At 56.3% G+C, this 16,211-nt stretch carries 14 protein-coding genes, 4 tRNA genes and 1 pseudogene; 10 read left to right on the top strand and 9 right to left on the bottom strand.

Annotation, left to right across the window (positions count from 1 at the left end; translation table 11 throughout):
• Positions 1-94: 94 nt before the first annotated feature.
• Positions 95-993 (bottom strand): annotated as a pseudogene (locus CTT34_RS09695) (LysR family transcriptional regulator).
• 169 nt (positions 994-1,162) lie between these two features.
• Between CTT34_RS09695 and CTT34_RS09690 the strand changes: the two are divergent.
• On the top strand, positions 1,163-1,861 hold the full coding sequence (locus tag CTT34_RS09690; RefSeq protein WP_159342248.1) for a CoA transferase subunit A: 699 nt from the start codon (positions 1,163-1,165) through the stop codon (positions 1,859-1,861).
• Between the two features lie 49 nt (positions 1,862-1,910).
• Positions 1,911-2,573, top strand: a complete 663-nt coding sequence (locus CTT34_RS09685) for a CoA transferase subunit B (RefSeq protein ID WP_159342247.1) — start codon at positions 1,911-1,913, stop codon at positions 2,571-2,573.
• Between the two features lie 35 nt (positions 2,574-2,608).
• Here CTT34_RS09685 and CTT34_RS09680 read toward each other — a convergent pair whose 3' ends face one another.
• Both CTT34_RS09680 and CTT34_RS09675 read right to left on the bottom strand, forming a co-directional pair.
• Entirely contained in the window at positions 2,609-3,376 is a 768-nt protein-coding gene (locus CTT34_RS09680) for a VOC family protein (protein WP_159342246.1), read from the bottom strand.
• A 114-nt stretch (positions 3,377-3,490) separates the two neighbouring features.
• Positions 3,491-3,754, bottom strand: a complete 264-nt coding sequence (locus tag CTT34_RS09675) for a GrxA family glutaredoxin (protein WP_159342245.1) — start codon at positions 3,752-3,754, stop codon at positions 3,491-3,493.
• 145 nt (positions 3,755-3,899) lie between these two features.
• On the opposite strand from CTT34_RS09675, the gene hybE reads away from it, so the two are divergent.
• Together hybE and CTT34_RS09665 are read left to right on the top strand one after the other, a co-directional pair.
• Positions 3,900-4,346, top strand: a complete 447-nt coding sequence (gene hybE, locus CTT34_RS09670) for a [NiFe]-hydrogenase assembly chaperone HybE (RefSeq protein ID WP_159342244.1) — start codon at positions 3,900-3,902, stop codon at positions 4,344-4,346.
• A gap of 77 nt (positions 4,347-4,423) precedes the next feature.
• Entirely contained in the window at positions 4,424-5,197 is a 774-nt protein-coding gene (locus tag CTT34_RS09665) for a 3-hydroxybutyrate dehydrogenase (RefSeq protein WP_159342243.1), read from the top strand.
• 43 nt (positions 5,198-5,240) lie between these two features.
• Here CTT34_RS09665 and CTT34_RS09660 read toward each other — a convergent pair whose 3' ends face one another.
• Genes CTT34_RS09660 through CTT34_RS09650 form a run of 3 tightly spaced genes read right to left on the bottom strand, consistent with a single transcriptional unit; the run spans position 5,241 to position 7,513 of the window.
• The gene (locus CTT34_RS09660) at positions 5,241-5,780 is read right to left on the bottom strand and encodes a response regulator transcription factor (protein WP_159342242.1); all 540 of its coding nucleotides are present in this window, start codon (positions 5,778-5,780) and stop codon (positions 5,241-5,243) included.
• Positions 5,781-5,816: 36 nt separating this feature from the next.
• Positions 5,817-7,088: an ATP-binding protein gene (locus CTT34_RS09655; RefSeq protein WP_159342241.1), complete on the bottom strand. Its 1,272-nt coding sequence runs from the start codon at positions 7,086-7,088 to the stop codon at positions 5,817-5,819.
• An 8-nt stretch (positions 7,089-7,096) separates the two neighbouring features.
• Complete coding sequence (locus CTT34_RS09650) at positions 7,097-7,513, bottom strand: hypothetical protein (RefSeq protein WP_159342240.1); 417 nt, start codon at positions 7,511-7,513, stop codon at positions 7,097-7,099.
• A gap of 150 nt (positions 7,514-7,663) precedes the next feature.
• On the opposite strand from CTT34_RS09650, the gene pyrC reads away from it, so the two are divergent.
• Positions 7,664-8,701: a dihydroorotase gene (gene pyrC, locus CTT34_RS09645; protein WP_159342239.1), complete on the top strand. Its 1,038-nt coding sequence runs from the start codon at positions 7,664-7,666 to the stop codon at positions 8,699-8,701.
• 88 nt (positions 8,702-8,789) lie between these two features.
• Here pyrC and mtnN read toward each other — a convergent pair whose 3' ends face one another.
• Both mtnN and folD read right to left on the bottom strand, forming a co-directional pair.
• Complete coding sequence (gene mtnN, locus CTT34_RS09640; protein ID WP_159342238.1) at positions 8,790-9,497, bottom strand: 5'-methylthioadenosine/S-adenosylhomocysteine nucleosidase; 708 nt, start codon at positions 9,495-9,497, stop codon at positions 8,790-8,792.
• A gap of 47 nt (positions 9,498-9,544) precedes the next feature.
• Positions 9,545-10,405, bottom strand: a complete 861-nt coding sequence (gene folD / locus CTT34_RS09635) for a bifunctional methylenetetrahydrofolate dehydrogenase/methenyltetrahydrofolate cyclohydrolase FolD (RefSeq protein ID WP_159342237.1) — start codon at positions 10,403-10,405, stop codon at positions 9,545-9,547.
• A 209-nt stretch (positions 10,406-10,614) separates the two neighbouring features.
• Here folD and CTT34_RS09630 point away from each other — a divergent pair.
• From CTT34_RS09630 to CTT34_RS09615, 4 genes are all read left to right on the top strand, one after another.
• Positions 10,615-10,691: transfer RNA gene (locus CTT34_RS09630), tRNA-Pro, on the top strand.
• An 86-nt stretch (positions 10,692-10,777) separates the two neighbouring features.
• Positions 10,778-10,854, top strand: a tRNA-Arg gene (locus tag CTT34_RS09625).
• 60 nt (positions 10,855-10,914) lie between these two features.
• Positions 10,915-10,989, top strand: a tRNA-His gene (locus CTT34_RS09620).
• Positions 10,990-11,020: 31 nt separating this feature from the next.
• Positions 11,021-11,095 (top strand) — tRNA-His (locus CTT34_RS09615).
• A gap of 84 nt (positions 11,096-11,179) precedes the next feature.
• Here the strand turns inward: CTT34_RS09615 and amt are convergent.
• Entirely contained in the window at positions 11,180-14,557 is a 3,378-nt protein-coding gene (amt, locus tag CTT34_RS09610; RefSeq protein ID WP_159342236.1) for an ammonium transporter, read from the bottom strand.
• Positions 14,558-14,892: 335 nt separating this feature from the next.
• On the opposite strand from amt, the gene CTT34_RS09605 reads away from it, so the two are divergent.
• A complete protein-coding gene (locus tag CTT34_RS09605) occupies positions 14,893-16,134 on the top strand; it encodes an NAD(P)/FAD-dependent oxidoreductase (protein WP_159342235.1) in 1,242 nt (413 codons plus the stop codon).
• Positions 16,135-16,211: the final 77 nt, after the last annotated feature.

The following is a 16,211-nucleotide window of genomic DNA, read 5'->3' as shown; positions in this document are numbered from 1 at the left end:
TATCTGACAGCGTGTTTAGCGTCGCTACGCACGCGCTTGACGACAAATGCTAATAGATCCGCGTCACGCTGCCCAGCATAACTGTATCAATACGTTAGAAGGGCGCAAAGAGCGAGGGTGCTTTGACGTTATCCAGCAAAACGCTGCGCAACGCATGGGCGGCGACGGAGAGTTCTTCCTGAGTGAGGATTCCCACGCGACACGCGATACTGGGCGCCACCAGCGGCACGCAGCGAGCGCCCAGCTCCTGCATTTGTCGAATACACATTGATGGTACCGCGCTGACGCCTAATCCCTCGGCGACCATGCGGCCGACGGTGGAGAGCTGGTGGCTCTCGAAGGCGACTGGAAGCGCCATCTGGCGTTTGCCGAGTGCTTGTTCTAAAAGCCGTCTGACCATGGAGGGTCGTTGCAGCGTCATGAAGTCGTACGCTAGCAGCTGCTCCCAAGAGAGCGTGTCGCACTCGGCCAACGGCGAGTGACGAGGTACCACGGCCACGAAGCGATCTTCAAAAAGAGGGGTGAAGTTCAAACTGCCGACCCCTCCGGCGAGAAAGCGATACCAATTTCCACCTGGCGAGAGCGCACCATCTCCATGACGTCTTCATTGATGACATCATGGACGGTGACATTGATTTTGGGGTACTGCTGACGAAATTTGACGAGCGCGCTAGGAAGCAAATTACTGGCGAAGGAGGGCATGGCCGCTACACTGAGCCGCCCAAGCTGGAGCGTAAAGCGTTGGCGCAGGCGCTCTTCGGTATTGTCCCATTGCGCCAGCAAGTGCTTGGCCAGTGGTAGAAGCGACTCACCCTCCGGGGTCAATCGTACGCTCCGTGTGCTGCGGATGAGCAACTTGCCGCCTAGGGAGTCCTCCAAGCCTTTGATGGCAAGGCTCAGCGCGGGTTGTGAAAGATGCAGGCGCTCGCAGGCCTGGGTAAAACTCAGCGTTTGTGCCACGGCCAAAAAAGCGCGAAGCTGTTTGACGGTCATGGTATCTCTTTATAAGTTATTAAAATGAATTGATAAGAAAAACAAACTTAACAAATATATCATCTAGGACAACACTGGCGATAGCGCGACACGCCAGCAAACGCTGCTTACACTACTTTAACGAGCGTCCAACACCGATACGTTCTCAACAACAACGTGAGGCATAACAATGGCAGGATTCGATAAGCGTGTGGCTTCTTACGAGGAAGCAATGGAAGGCATCGAAAGCGGTATGACCGTGATTGCCGGTGGCTTTGGTCTGTGTGGGATTCCTGAAAACCTGATCGCGGAGATCAAGCGTCGCGGAGTCAAGGACCTTACGGTGGTTTCCAATAACTGTGGTGTAGATGGGTTTGGTTTGGGCGTACTGCTAGAAGACCGCCAAATCAGCAAGATCATCGCCTCTTACGTGGGCGAAAACGCGATGTTTGAACAGCAGATGCTGAACAACGAAATCGAAGTGGTATTGACGCCTCAAGGAACGCTTGCAGAGAAAATGCGCGCAGGCGGTGCAGGTATTCCCGCGTTTTATACCGCGACTGGTTACGGCACGCCCATTGGTGAAGGCAAGGAAGTGCGCGTATTCGATGGTCGTCACTACATTTTGGAAGAGGCCATCAAAGGCGATTTCGCGATCGTCAAAGGTTGGAAGGCCGACCGCTATGGCAACGTCATGTATCGTCATACTGCGCAGAACTTTAATCCCATGGCGGCGACGGCAGGCAAAATTACCGTTGTCGAAGTAGAGGAGATTGTGGAACCCGGAGAGCTGGAGCCAAGCCAGATTCATACGCCGGGTATCTATGTCGATCGCATCATTCAAGGCACGTTCGAAAAGCGTATCGAGAAGCGCACCGTCCGTAGCTGAGCGTATCAACGTCCACAATCAACTCCTTACTAAGACAAGAGGTGGCACCATGGCTTTAACTCGTGAACAAATGGCCCAGCGCGTCGCGCGTGAACTGCAGGACGGCTTCTACGTCAACTTGGGTATCGGTATTCCCACTCTGGTTGCCAACTACATTCCTGATGGCATGGATGTGATGTTGCAGTCTGAAAATGGGCTGCTAGGTATGGGGCGGTTTCCTACCGAGGAGGAAGTCGACCCGGATATGATCAATGCCGGTAAACAGACCGTTACCGCTCGCCCTGGCGCGGCGATTTTCTCCTCCGCTGAGTCGTTTGCCATGATTCGCGGTGGTCATGTGGATTTGACCGTGCTGGGTGCGTTCGAAGTCGACCAAGAAGGTAACATTGCCTCTTGGATGATCCCTGGCAAATTGATCAAAGGCATGGGGGGCGCGATGGATCTCGTCGCCGGGGCCGACAACATCATTTGCACCATGACCCACGCTTCCAAACATGGCGAATCCAAGCTGCTCGAAAAGTGCAACCTGCCGCTGACAGGAGCGGGTTGTATCAATCGGGTCTTGACCGATCTGGCTTACCTGGAGATCAAGGATGGCGCGTTCATCCTTAAAGAGCGTGCGCCAGGGGTGAGCGTCGAAGAGATTGTCGAGAAAACCGCAGGCAAACTCATCGTGCCGGACCACGTCCCCGAAATGACTTTCGATGAATAAGCACGACCGTTAGGCGGAGGGCGTGGGCTGGTGGCTCACGCCATTTCGCAGCGAGTGTGAAAAGGCAGCAAGATCTCCGCCACCCGCTCATGGGCATCGTTGACTTGTTTTTGGGTCAGGGCTAATCCACCCAGGCACAAGCGGTGTTCGTCTCCATCGCGGAAGACCATTTTCTGTGGCGTTGCCGGGTAAAAACGGTGCTCGAGTAAATTGGACACAGAGAAAACGCCATTTTGCTGACCGCTGAGCGGCGGCATACCGGCGTTTTCTAACTGCTCGCTCAGTGTGTCGATCGACGCGTGCATCCGGTAACAATCGAAACCCGCATGATGCAAGCGAGGGCCCATGACGGCAAGCCAGGCGGCCAGTGGGTGCGCGTTTTGTAACTGCTGATAGAGCTCCCAAGAAGGCATCGGCCAAGGGCGGCCACGGCAAAGCAGGTTGTGACCTTTGCAGTCGGCGGGGTGGCTTTGATGCACGAGCGAGGTTAACGCTTCGCGAGGCACTTTTGACAGCGTGCCGATTTGTAGCTCGGCGAGCACCAGCCAACTGCTGTCGTCACTTGGTGCCATCAAGTGGATCAGCAAGCCTTTGTCTGCCATGGCATAGTGCCCGACCGAACGATACCCCATGCGTGATAGCGGCAGGCTCAAGGCATGCATTGCGAACGGGCCGTAATTCAGGGTGACCAGCGTCAGATATTCCGCTGCGGTGTGGAGTGGCCATAGCCGCAGGCCGCCGATGTCGGGGTGGGTATGGACATAGTCCAGCCATAGCTGTTGTACAAACTCCTCGCGTTGCATGGGGGTTCCTCGCCGCCTAAAGACGTCCGTGAGTCAACGGTTAACTGAGTGGTCAGTATAGGCAAGCAAGGAGTTCGTAGGTTCAACGGGCTTTAACGGCGAATTTAACGCCCGCTAAGAGGCCAGCAACTGTTTGTCGCGAACAAATTGATCGAATTCGGTAAAGCCGCCCACGTGCTGCTGGTCGACGAAGATTTGTGGCACGGTGTGGATCGGTTTACCCGCTGTTTTAGCGATATCCTCTTTGGTGACGCCCTCGGAGGGCATGTCGACATAGCGGTAACCCTCGATCTTCCCACTGTTTTCCAAGTGTTCGGCGAGATGCTTGGCGCGAACGCAAAAAGGGCACGACATGCGCCCAAAAATGACCACGAACATAAGGTGGCTCCTTTACGATAGGGGCGAATTGGTAGTTGAGTGAGCAATCAGCGCACATTGTGGCGTAGGGCGCAGGCTTTCGCCAATAGCACCACGCTACGCGTGCCATAAAGCGTCACAATGAGCCATCCATCAAGGAGAATCCATGCAGACGTTGGCGCCGCATGAGTACGGTTATTTAGCCGAGCTGGCCCAGTGCTATCGTGACGAACACTGGACATCACTAAGACAGCAGTCCCATTTCAACCCGAGGTTGGGGGTGGATGCGCTCTGCTTCCAGCATTTGGAGACGCGCATCAGCGGCGCCAGTGTCATGGCGGGAGCTCTGATCACCCCCTGCGAGCTGTGGTTGGTCGCATTGCCTGAACAGGCCACGCTGCAGGCGCCGCTGCCCTCAGAAGGCGTGTTGGTGCTGCCATCCGGCCGCTATGCCTTGGAACTAGAACGCTTGACGTCCGGGATCGAGCTATACAAGAGAAAGATATTGGATGACTTGAGCGACCTAGACTCCTTGCAGGAAACGGCGCGACTTGCGCAGCGTATGATGCAGCAGTTGTTGGCGGAGCCGGACGCGACCTCATTGGCCGAGTAGGCAGAAGCGGTTGGCTGCTCCTATACTCATGAACGTTTATTTCTTCATTCCCATGTACGTCAAAAAAGGAAGCCTGAATGTCATCTTCAACAGCTTCAACACCGCGGGTTGCCGTGGTGACAGGGACGAGCAGCGGTATTGGTGAGGCCGTCGTTCGACATTTTTGTGAGCAGGGGCATCAAGTACTGGCCGTCGACTTCAACCCCGCTGGTAAAGAGATTGCAGAAGCAGCTGGCGCCGCGTTTTATCAAGCGGATCTCACCGGTCCTGACGCGTGTCGAGGCGCGATTGCCGATGCGGTCAAGCGGTTTGGCGGCGTGGACATTCTCGTCAACAACGCCGGTATTCAGCATGTCGCGTCCATCGAGACCTTCCCTGAAGAGAAGTGGCGTCAAATCATCGATTTGATGCTGACGGCCCCTTTCCTGCTCACCCAAGCGGCGTGGCCCTACATGCGCGAGAAAGGCTGGGGTCGCGTGGTCAACATTGCCTCGATCCATGCCCAAGTGGCGTCACCGGGCAAGGCGGCGTACATCAGCGCGAAGCACGGCATGATCGGCTTGACCAAGACAGCCGCACTGGAGGGGGGTGAGCAGGGTATTACGGCCAATGCCATTTGCCCCGCTTACGTGAAAACACCCTTGGTCGACAACCAAATTGCCGATCAGGCCAAGCTGCATGGAATGGACGAGCAAGAAGTCATCGAGAAGATCATGCTCAAGAATGCGGCGGTCAAGCGGCTAATCGAGCCTTCCGAAGTGGCTCAACTAGTGGCTTACCTCACGTCGGATGCGGCGGGCGCAGTCACCGGTGCGAGCTGGAACATCGATCTTGGTTGGACCGCTCACTGAGCCAGCCGACTCGCCTGCCACCAAAGGTGGCAGGCGATGTTGCTTAGCGACGTACCGGTCGTTTTTGTAGCTTTCTCTGAAGGGTGCGTCGGTGCATGCCCAGCGCGCGGGCGGTGGCCGAGATATTGCCATCGTGTTCCTGCAGCACTTTTTGAATATGCTCCCAGGTGATTCGGTTGATGGAGGGTGGATTATCTGCCAGCTCGACGTTGGGGTCGGCGTCGGGGTGTTCGAAGGCCGCCATCACATCATCCGCATCCGCTGGTTTGCATAGATAATTGATGGCGCCCAGCTTGATGGCTTCGACTGCCGTGGCAATGCTCGAGTAGCCGGTCAGCACCACGATACGACAGCCAGGCACAGTGGAGAGGAGGTCGGGTAACAGCTTGAGTCCAGAGCTATGTTCTAGCTTCAAATCCAGTGTAGCCATGGTGGGCATGAAGTGCGACGCGATGCTCAGCGCTTGATCGGCATCGTGTGCCACCTTGACGTCAAAGCCTCGCCGGGCCAGGGCACGGCTCAATACGTGACAAAACATTTCATCGTCATCGACGATTAGCAGACGCTGCTCTTGGTTCTGCATACTACCCTCGTTAGTCTGAATCGCTGCTGTCTCAGCTTAACTGGGTGCTGAGCAGCGCGGCAGGGTGACCTCGGTCAACGTTCCACCCTCGGGATGGTTATAGAGGCTCACGCCTCCGCCGAAGCGGTTGATCGTGGCGTGCGTGAGGAACAGGCCGATGCCCATTCCTTTACTTTTGGTCGAGACGAACGTGTCGCCTAGCTGGTCCGCAATCGACATGGCCACCCCTGGGCCGTGGTCACGGATATCGATAATGACGCTCTCATCTTGCCAATCCAAGCGTATGGCGATGTGTTCTGGATTGGCGTCTGCAGCATTGTTCAATAAATTGGTCAGCGCTTGGTCGAGCGTCGCATCCACGGCGAGCCAGGGGCGGCCGCGCCGTTCGGCCACATCGAAGCGATGGCTCACGTCGGGTCGAATCACCAGCCAACGCTGCACCACCCCAGCAAGCCACACTTCGGCATCCAGCACTTCTGGTTCGGCCATGCGGCGACGATCGGCATTGGTGACAAGGTGCTGCAAACGCGATTTGCAGATATCGACCTGCTGTCGCAAGAGCGCGATATCCTCCTCCAGCGCGCTGCCTTTTGCTGCGTCGGCCTGCATCTCTTTGAGCAGCACCGCCATCGTCGACAGCGGGGTGCCAAGTTCGTGGGCCGTGCCCGCCGCTTGTGTGGCAACGGCCAGCACTTGTTCGTTACGCAGAGCGGCTTCCCGCGTGCGGGAGAGGGCTTTATCGCGGCTGCGCAGCGCGTGAGCCATTTTATAGATAAAAAACGTGACAAGCCCAGCCGACAGCCCGAAGTTGAGCCACATGCCCAGGATGTGCAGGCTGAGCGGACCTTCGCTACTGATATGACCCAGCTGTGGAATGGGGTGGTAGTCAAACATCAAGAAGCTGTAACCACCCATGGCGCAGGCCGCAATGATCCAGGCGTGGCGCCAGGGCAGCGTTGCGGCTGCAATGGTCACGGGCACCAAGTAGTACGTAATGAACGGATTCGTAGAACCGCCCGAAAAGTAAAACAGCAGGGTGAGCCCGGCAATATCGGCCAGCAAGTGAGACAAGTACTCACCGTGGCCAACGGCTTTGGGGCGCCCCAAACGCCACCATGTGGCAATGTTCAGCAGCCCCATTGCGATCACGACGCTCACAACGGCGGTGACGGGAAGGTCGAAAGCGAGTAGCTCGATGCCGACAATGATCGCCATCAAAAAACCCGTCCAGGTAATTCCCCTAACGATGGTGAGCCGAACCAGGTTTCGATTGGGTGTAGAGAGCGGTAAGGGTAGGGCAGTGGGCATGGGTTGGCTTATTTGCTCGATGTTTTGACACTATGAATGACGAATTTGATGAAGAGGGTCATGACAAAGGTCATCCAGCCGGCAGACGCTAATAGATTGAACAGCAGCATTTTGGGAGGCAGCCAAGCCGAACCTAGTAGCGCCTCCAGCATGATATGAAAAAACATGGCCAGCAAAAGCGGCAGAGCGAGCGTGTGGATCCACATATCGGTTCGGCGCTTGCGAATGTGATAGCGTCGCAGCAAGTAGCGCATCGGGCGATGTGCCCAGCTAAAGAGTACCAGCGTAGCCACGATGAACAGCACCGCAAGCGTTGGCTCGGTGCTTTGTCGATGCATCGAAAAGGAGATGGACCATGCGAGTCCCAGCCACGCCAAACCTTCCAAGCTGGCGATGAAATCCGCATAGCGACGTACGTTCTGCATAAACAACCGAATCCTTGATCTTACAGCGTGCCGCCATGATACGACACTTGCGCGGACCTGTGGGGGTCACGCACGGATTTATCCGATCGGCGTATTGGGTATACTGTGGCAGCTCGCAGCCCCCTTCACCCAAGACCAATAGGATTTGCCGTGGACGCTATTACCCTGACCCGCCCTGATGACTGGCACCTGCATTTACGTGATGACGAGGCGCTCAATGCCGTGGTGGGACATACCGCTGCGCAAATGGGTCGTGCGATCATCATGCCGAACCTAAAGCCACCGGTGACCACGACAGAGCAGGCAGTAGCTTACCGCGAACGCATCTTGGCCGCGCTACCCGAAGGCAGTACTTTTGAGCCGCTGATGGTGCTCTACCTCACGGATACGACACCGCCCGAGGAGATAGAGCGTGCCGTCGAGAGTGGCATCGTCAAAGCCGTGAAGCTTTATCCGGCAGGGGCCACGACCAACTCTGCCTCGGGAGTGACGGACATTGCCCACTGCGATGCCACCATTGCCATGATGGCAAAGCTGGGTATGCCGCTACTGGTACATGGCGAGGTCACCGACCACGAGATCGATATCTTCGATCGGGAAGCGGTGTTCATCGAGCGTGTCATGAAGCCGTTGCTGGCGCGACACCCCGAACTGAAAGTGGTGTTCGAGCACATCACCACGCAGCAGGCTGCGGAGTTCGTCGCCAGCGCGTCTGACAACGTAGCCGCCACGATTACTGCCCACCACTTGCTCTTCAATCGCAATAAAATGCTGGCAGGCGGTATTCGCCCTCACTATTACTGCCTTCCCATCCTCAAGCGCGAACAGCATCGACAGGCTTTGTTGAAAGCCGCCACCAGCGGTAGCCCCAAATTCTTCCTGGGCACCGATAGTGCTCCCCATGCAAAGGGTGACAAAGAGTCGAGCTGCGGCTGTGCCGGTGCTTATACGGCGCCTGCCGCCATCGAGCTTTATGCGACGGCCTTCGAGGAGATGCAGGCGCTGGATAAGCTGGAGGCCTTTGCGAGTCTTAACGGCCCGCGTTTTTATGGCCTTTCGCCGAACGCAGACGCCATTACGCTTGAGCGGCGCGAGTGGACACTGCCGGCGAGCTATCCCTATGCGTCTGGTCAAACCATCGTGCCGTTACTGGCAGGTGAAACACTTGCCTGGGCGATGAAAAAGTAACCATAAGCGTGTGAGTTCGTCATAAAAAACGGAGCCAATGAGGCTCCGTTTTTTTGATCGTGGCGGTGACTCCACGAGCGCGTAGGATTTACTGACCGCCTAATGCCAGCAACATGTGATCTACCATGCGGGAAGAGTGGTCGGCGGCCATATCGAGGAACTGCTCGAAAGAGAGGTGGTTATCGCCGCTTCCGGGAATGTCGGAAAGGGCGCGAATGACCACGAACGGGCAGTCGTAGAGATAGCACGTCTGGGCAATGGCGGCGCCCTCCATTTCGACGGCGAGCATGGTAGGGAACTGCGCGCGCGTGGCGGCCACCCGCTCAGGGTCGGCCATAAACGCATCGCCCGTCGCAATCATGCCCTCGCGCACGTTGACTTCTCCCAGGGCGGCAATGGCACCACGAGCGATGTCACGCAGGCGCTTGTCGGCATGGTACGCCGGTGGCATGCCCGGCACCTGGCCAATTTCGTAGCCAAAGACCACTGCATCCACATCGTGATGGCGGACTTCATCGGAAATGATGACATCGCCAATGGCTAGGTCGGTGGCAAAACCGCCTGCCGAGCCGGTGTTGATGATGGCGTCCGGTTGATGACGCTCCAACAGAATCGCCGTGCCGACGGCGGCGTTCACTTTGCCGATACCCGACTGCAGAATGACGATGTCGAGGCCATGTCGCGTGCCGGTATGAAAGACGAACCCGGCATGTTCGTAGCGTTCTGCGTTCTCGAGCTGTCCCGCTAGAAGCTTCACTTCTTGCGCCATAGCGCCAATAATTCCAATGCGTTGCACGGGCTTCTCCATCATGGTGCGAATGAGTATTCGGTGAGGGGCGTTCTTCAAGACGCCTGATCGTGATGCTCGGCGGCTTCCAGCGTATTCTCAAGCAGGGTGGCGACCGTCATCGGGCCAACGCCTCCCGGCACCGGCGTAATGTGGCTGGCGCGCTCGGCCGCCGCCGTAAAATCGACATCACCCACCAGTGTGCCATCTTCCTGACGATTGATACCTACATCGATGACTACGGCGCCGGGTTTGATCCATTCACCCTTGACGATCCCCGGTTTGCCCACCGCCACCACGACCAAGTCGGCGCGACTGACATGGCTGGCCAAGTCTTGGGTAAAGCGGTGGCATACTGTCGTAGTGCAGCCCGCTAGCATCAGTTCCAACGCCATTGGCCGCCCGACGATGTTTGAAGCGCCTACGATGGTGGCATCCATGCCGCGCACGGCGATGCCACTTTGCGCCAGCATGGTCATGATGCCCTTGGGCGTGCAGGGGCGCAGAGAAGGAAGGCGCTGCGCCAGCCTGCCCAAGTTATAGGGATGAAAACCATCGACGTCTTTATCCGGACGGATACGCTCGAGAATGGGGCGAGCATCCAAATGGTCTGGCAAGGGGAGCTGTACCAGAATGCCATCTACCGTGGCGTCTGCATTGAGCTGATCAACCAGCGCTTCTAATGCCTCTTGCGTCGTATCGGCAGGAAGAGCGTGTTGAAAAGAGAGGATACCCGCCTGTTCGCAAGCACGATGCTTGTTGTTGACATACACATGTGAGGCGGGGTCTTCACCGACCACAACAACGGCTAGTCCGGGGGCGCGAGCGCCGGTTTGCTGGCGTGCCGCAATTTTCTCGGCCACGCGTTGACGGACATTAGCGGCGATGGCTTTACCATCGATGAGTTGGGCGGTCATGTAGTGAAATCCCTATGAGGTTGGAAAGCGAAGCAAACGACACGCGCAGTCACAGGACGCGCTTTAAAGTGGGAGTAATTTTCGCATGGTAGGGCGACAAGGCAAAGCGCCTATCGAATCAATCACTTTAAGTGTTGACTTTAAAATTAGAAATAGTAATATATGCCTCGCTTGAGACGGGACACGCAGCAACGTCTAAGGTAAGTAATCGGGATGTAGCGCAGTCTGGTAGCGCGCCTGCTTTGGGAGCAGGATGTCGGGGGTTCGAATCCCTCCATCCCGACCATGTACCTAGCACGGAAGGTGTTAATCTGCTTCTCCAAACTTTGGTTGTGGTCAAGTGCTCATCCGTATTCTCTGGATACATCATGTGCGCCCATAGCTCAACCGGATAGAGCAACGGCCTTCTAAGCCGTAGGTTGCGGGTTCGAGTCCTGCTGGGCGTGCCAATCAAATACTTCTCTGTGTTTGTTTCCAGTTGGATATTTTCAAGCTTGCTTTTGTCAGTGGTGGATGTAGCTCAGTGGTAGAGCCCCGGATTGTGGCTCCGGTGGTCGTGGGTTCGATCCCCATCATCCACCCCATTGGCAATTAGCGAACGGTTTACAGGTTGTGGTGGATGTAGCTCAGTGGTAGAGCCCCGGATTGTGGCTCCGGTGGTCGTGGGTTCGATCCCCATCATCCACCCCATTAACCTGACTTTTCTTTTATTCTTTTTTTGTTTAATCCCTCCCTAAGTTGTTTTATTTTCTTATTATCTCTTACCCCGTTTTCTTATCGCGGCATGACTTTAATACGTCCATTGGCGGCAGCGGTGATGGGCTCTGGTTTTCCCAATAAGTATCCCTGCGCATAATCGATCCCCAGCGAATGCAACATGTCTAACGTCGATGGATTCTCGACGTATTCGGCGACCGTATCGATATGCAGGGCTTTGCCGACGGCATGAATCGCTTCTACCATCGCGCGGTCGATGGGATCATGGTGAATGTTACGAATGAAGTTGCCATCGATTTTGAGATAGTCGACGGAAAGCTGCTTCAAGTAGCTAAACGATGATAGCCCGGTGCCGAAGTCATCGAGGGCAAAACGGCAGCCCAACGATTTCAGTGACTGAATTAATTCGCTTACTTTCGAGAGCTGCGCAATCGCAGCGCTTTCGGTGATCTCAAAACACAGCGTGCCTTCAGGAAGATTGGCCCGGCGCACTTGCTGAATCAGCTCTTGGCAAAAATCGCTGTCCGATAGAGAGTCTCCCGATACGTTGATTCCCCAGTGGCCCACGCTTTGGCCATCTGCGCAGCGATGACGATCGCCGAGCCAGGCAAGCGTATTGCGAATCACCCAGCGATCGATACGCGGCATGAAATGGTAGCGCTCTGCCGCCGGCAGGAAACTGCCGGGAGCAATGAGAGTACCGCTTTCCTCCAGGCGTAGCAGAATCTCTCGATAACCTGGGCCTTGGCCGCATACCGCGCTGATGGGTTGTGCGAATAGCCGAAACGTGTCGTTATCCAGGGCATTTTGCAGACGTTGAACCCACTGCAGTTCGCCATGGCGCTCTAATAGTGCATGGTCGTCGGGTTGATAGCAGTGAAGGCGGTTTCGGCCCGCCTCTTTGGCGGTATAGCAGGCGGCGTCTGCTGCGTGCAGCGTGTCCGACAAGCGCATGGGATTTTCCGAGGTGATCGTGACCAAGCCGATGCTCACGCCAATACCGAAGGTATGTCCTTGCCATGCAAAGCGAAAGTGCTCGATATCTCGGCGAACCGCCTCACCAATGATCTTGGCTTTGTCCAGTGGGCAGTGGGGCAACACCAGGGCAAATTCATCCCCGCCCAATCGAGCCACGGTATCACTGTGGCGCACGTGGGCTTTCAGCTTCATGGAGACCTGACGAAGTAGTTCATCGCCTGCCAAATGGCCGCAGGTGTCGTTGACGATCTTGAATTGGTCCAGGTCCAAGTAGCAGAGCACATGATGGTACTCCTCTTCCTGGGCGAGCAATTTGGTCAGCAGTGCCTCAAAGGCTCGCCGGTTCATTAGCCCCGTGAGGTTGTCGTGGGTTGCTTGATAATTGAGCTGCTCCGAGAGTTGCCGTGTCACACTGACGTCTTGAAACACCACTACTGCGCCCAGCGTGATGCCGCCTCGAGAACGAATGGGCGCGGCGCTATGCTGTATGGGAAAACGTTTGCCGTTGCGGTGCAGCAGCTGGCAGTGTTCACTGAAGTGCACGGCCCGATGCTGGGTGAGTACCTGCCGCGCCGGATTGCTGATGGGCTCGTCGCTTAGCTCATCACGAAGTGAGTAGATTGTCTGAATCGGTTTGTTGGTGGCGTCAGCAAGTGTCCACCCCGTGAGCCGTTCTGCCTCGGCATTAAGAAAAGTCACACTGCCGCTGGCATCGCACGTGATGACACCATCGCCTATAGACGCTAGCGTGGTGCGTGCCAAATCTCGCTCCCGGTTCAACTGTTCTTGAAGCTGTTTACGCTCGGTGATGTCCCGGACCATGCCCGAGCACTCAGAAACAGAGCCCGCAGCGCCTTCACTTACTTGGATCTCTAAATAGCGGACTTGCTGGTCATGCAGACGCAGTTTGATTTCATGCTTTGCGCCAGGCGTGAGCAGCTTATTGGGCAGTAGCGTGTTGACAGGACGCCCGACCCACTGCTTCGCCTCCACGCCAAACAGTGCTTCTGCGCCTGGGTTCAGTCCCGTCAGCGTGCCGTCGGCTTGCCAGGTAACGACGCCATCACGAAGGTTACGCAGCATGACCTGGGTGTGTCCGACTGCACGTTCCAGCGCTGCCGAGACGCGATTATAACTAGCGGCGATTTCACCTACCTCGGTGAACGGGTCTGCCTCGATGCGCTGGTGCATGTCCCCCTGCCGTTCATGTTGACGCATGTGCTCGAGCAGCTGATGCAGCTCGTTTTTGGCGCCATGCTCTGCAAGGTTGAGCCCCATTTTTTCCGCGTTTTTCGAGACACGCAAAGGCAGGAAGCGGCGAGTGATGCTAAACAGCAGCCATGCAATCCCAAAACTCCACACACCGCAGGCCGCCACACCCAATAGCTGAATACCGAACTGATCGGCGCGACCGAGGGGGTGATCGAGGAGAGAGAGGTCAGCCAGCCATGGTAGGGCAAGCGTGCCCCAGATGCCGCTGACCAAATGCGCAGGAATCGCGCCCACCGCGTCATCGATCTGCTTCTTCAACAGCCATTCGTTGGCCAGCACCATGAGCACACCGCTCACGCCGCCCATGAGAAATGCCGTGGTCAATGAGAGCACATGGGCACCTGCCGTGACTGCCACCAAGCCAGCAATGGCGCCATTGATAGCGTACATCACATCGGCATAGCGCCGAACCCGCCAGCCCACTAGCATGGCCGATAAAATGCCCCCCACGGCGCCCAGCACGGTATTGGCAATAATTCCAGGCACCGAGCCATCCAGAGCGAGCGTGCTTCCACCATTGAAGCCAAACCAGCCAAGTACCATGAACAGCGCCCCAAGCATTGCCAGTGGCAAATTACCTGCTGGAAATGCAGTGGGTGGCTTATCGACTTGAAAACGTCCCCGGCGGGGGCCGATGACCAGTACCGCCGCGAGTGCCACCCAGCCGCCAACGCTGTGAACCACGGTCGCACCGGCAAAATCGATGAATCCAAGCGACGCCAGCCATCCCGGCGCGCCTCCTAACAAGCCGCCCCAGGCCCAGTGGCCAAAAACGGGGTAAATCAAGAGCGCAATCCAAAACGCGGTCCATAAATAGCCGAGGAACGGCATTCGTTCAGCGACGGCGCCGGCCACGATGGTCGCGGCGGTGGCACAAAACATCGCTTGGAAGATGAAAACGGTCATTAGCCAGGTGTCGGTCGATTCGAGCTGCCAACCAAACAGCGAGCTGCCCAACCATCCCGCTTGAGAGGCGCCAAACATCATGCCAAAGCCGGCTAGCCAGAAAACGCTGACGGCAATGGCAAAATCCGCTAGGTTTTTCATAGCGACGTTGATGGCGTTTTTCGTTCGTGTGGTGCCTGCCTCCAGGCAGAGAAACCCGGCTTGCATCACGAATACCAACGCGGCCGCCCAAAGCACCCAAAGCGTGTCGATCAGAGTGGTGTCAAAGCTATCGATCATGGGTGTGTTCCTTGTGTTGATTGGGTGCAATGCAGGCACTTAATTGGTGCAGGGAATCGCGAGATGCTGCCTGTAAATGCAGCGTTCGGCCTGCTGCGCAGCGAAACGTTGGATCTAACAAAACGGGCCTAATGATCATTAAGCAAATGTTATGCCGTGGCTAGCAAAGTCATCCTTTATTACGCTTTATGCGAGATAAAAAACTAAAAAAATGAGTTAAAACAGTGTTTGTGACTATGCAAAAGCGCTTTGATTGGTGATATTTTTCAATACGTTATCCGTGCTGCTGGCGGCATGAGGCGAATTGATTTTTAGAGCGATAGGAGTGCATCAAAATGGCGCGTCAAACGGTGGTGTTGGGGGCAGGTATGGTGGGTGTCAGTGTTGCTTGGCAGCTACAAAAACGTGGCTATCAAGTAACGCTGGTGGACCGTCGTCAGCCTGGACGAGAAACCTCGTTTGGCAACGCCGGTATCATTCAGCGTGAAGCGGTGAGGCCTTACCCCTTTCCTCGTGATATGAAGACTATCTTGAGCGTACTGCCAAACCGCCGTGTCGATATCCGTTATCGTCCCGCTGGAATGGTCAATGCGGCGTCACCGCTATTGAGCTATTGGCACCACTCCTCATCACGGCTGTATAAAAAAATCGTGCCTGAGTACGCCTCGTTGATTCAGCTCTGTTTAGAGGCGCATGGACCCATGATCGAAGCATCGGGGGCAGAGCATTTGGTGCGCAAAGAGGGTTGGCTGGAGATCTATCGTACCCAGGATAAGCTTGCCAAACGCGTCAAGGAGGCCGAGGAAGCGCGCGAGCTTTATGGCGTCGAATTCAGCGTGCTCGATCGCGCTGCGTTGAGTGAAAAGGAGCCCCAACTGGGCGATAAGATCATTGGTGCTATTCATTGGCTCGACCCATGGACGGTCGCCGATCCGGGTGGATTGGTGGCCGCCTATGCCGCCTCTTTTGAGGCCATGGGCGGAAACTTAGTGCAGGCGGATATTACGGGCGTCACTCAAATCGATGAGCGCTGGCGCGTGACGACCCAGGAATCGACGTTCGAAGCCGATGAAGTGGTCATGGCGCTCGGGCCTTGGGCGGGGCAATGGATGAAGCCGCTGGGTTATCACTTCCCGACGTTTGTGAAGCGCGGCTATCACATGCACTACGCGACCCAGCCAGGGGCGACATTGAATTATTGGCTGATGGATGCCGAGATTGGCTATTTGCTGGCACCCATGAATGCAGGCGTACGGCTGACCACCGGGGCTGAATTGGATCGCTTAGAATCGCCGGCCGATGAAGAGCAGCTGGGTGCCGCTGAAAACGTTGCGCGGACGATTTTTCCATTAGGTGAGCGCAAGGACAGTGCCGCCTGGAAAGGCGCACGCCCGTGTTTGCCAGACATGAAGCCGGTGATTGGCCCAGCGCCGCGTCATCCCGGCCTCTGGCTCGCGTTCGGCCACGGTCACCAGGGCTTTACACTAGGCCCTGCGACCGGTCAGCTGCTTGCCGACATGATGGAACAGAAGCCAACCGCCATCGACATGACGCCGTTCCGTGCAGATCGATTTTAAACGGCTTGTCTCATTTCGTAACACAATGACAAGCGACAAACGTGGCCCCAGTGGTGTGGGTTTGCTACGCTAAGAGT

Origin of the sequence: Halomonas meridiana (assembly GCF_009846525.1) — a bacterium.
In the GTDB taxonomy this organism is placed as follows: domain Bacteria; phylum Pseudomonadota; class Gammaproteobacteria; order Pseudomonadales; family Halomonadaceae; genus Vreelandella.
This window is presented reverse-complemented; position numbering and strand designations above follow the sequence as displayed.

Coding starts and splice junctions, on each gene's coding strand:
- CTT34_RS09690 (WP_159342248.1), top strand. CDS start 1,163: ATGGCAGGATTCGATAAGCGTGTGGCTTCTTACGAGGAAGCAATGGAA.
- CTT34_RS09685 (WP_159342247.1), top strand. CDS start 1,911: ATGGCTTTAACTCGTGAACAAATGGCCCAGCGCGTCGCGCGTGAACTG.
- CTT34_RS09680 (WP_159342246.1), bottom strand. CDS start 3,376: ATGCAACGCGAGGAGTTTGTACAACAGCTATGGCTGGACTATGTCCAT.
- CTT34_RS09675 (WP_159342245.1), bottom strand. CDS start 3,754: ATGTTCGTGGTCATTTTTGGGCGCATGTCGTGCCCTTTTTGCGTTCGC.
- hybE (WP_159342244.1), top strand. CDS start 3,900: ATGCAGACGTTGGCGCCGCATGAGTACGGTTATTTAGCCGAGCTGGCC.
- CTT34_RS09665 (WP_159342243.1), top strand. CDS start 4,424: ATGTCATCTTCAACAGCTTCAACACCGCGGGTTGCCGTGGTGACAGGG.
- CTT34_RS09660 (WP_159342242.1), bottom strand. CDS start 5,780: ATGCAGAACCAAGAGCAGCGTCTGCTAATCGTCGATGACGATGAAATG.
- CTT34_RS09655 (WP_159342241.1), bottom strand. CDS start 7,088: ATGCCCACTGCCCTACCCTTACCGCTCTCTACACCCAATCGAAACCTG.
- CTT34_RS09650 (WP_159342240.1), bottom strand. CDS start 7,513: ATGCAGAACGTACGTCGCTATGCGGATTTCATCGCCAGCTTGGAAGGT.
- folD (WP_159342237.1), bottom strand. CDS start 10,405: ATGACCGCCCAACTCATCGATGGTAAAGCCATCGCCGCTAATGTCCGT.
- amt (WP_159342236.1), bottom strand. CDS start 14,557: ATGATCGATAGCTTTGACACCACTCTGATCGACACGCTTTGGGTGCTT.
- CTT34_RS09605 (WP_159342235.1), top strand. CDS start 14,893: ATGGCGCGTCAAACGGTGGTGTTGGGGGCAGGTATGGTGGGTGTCAGT.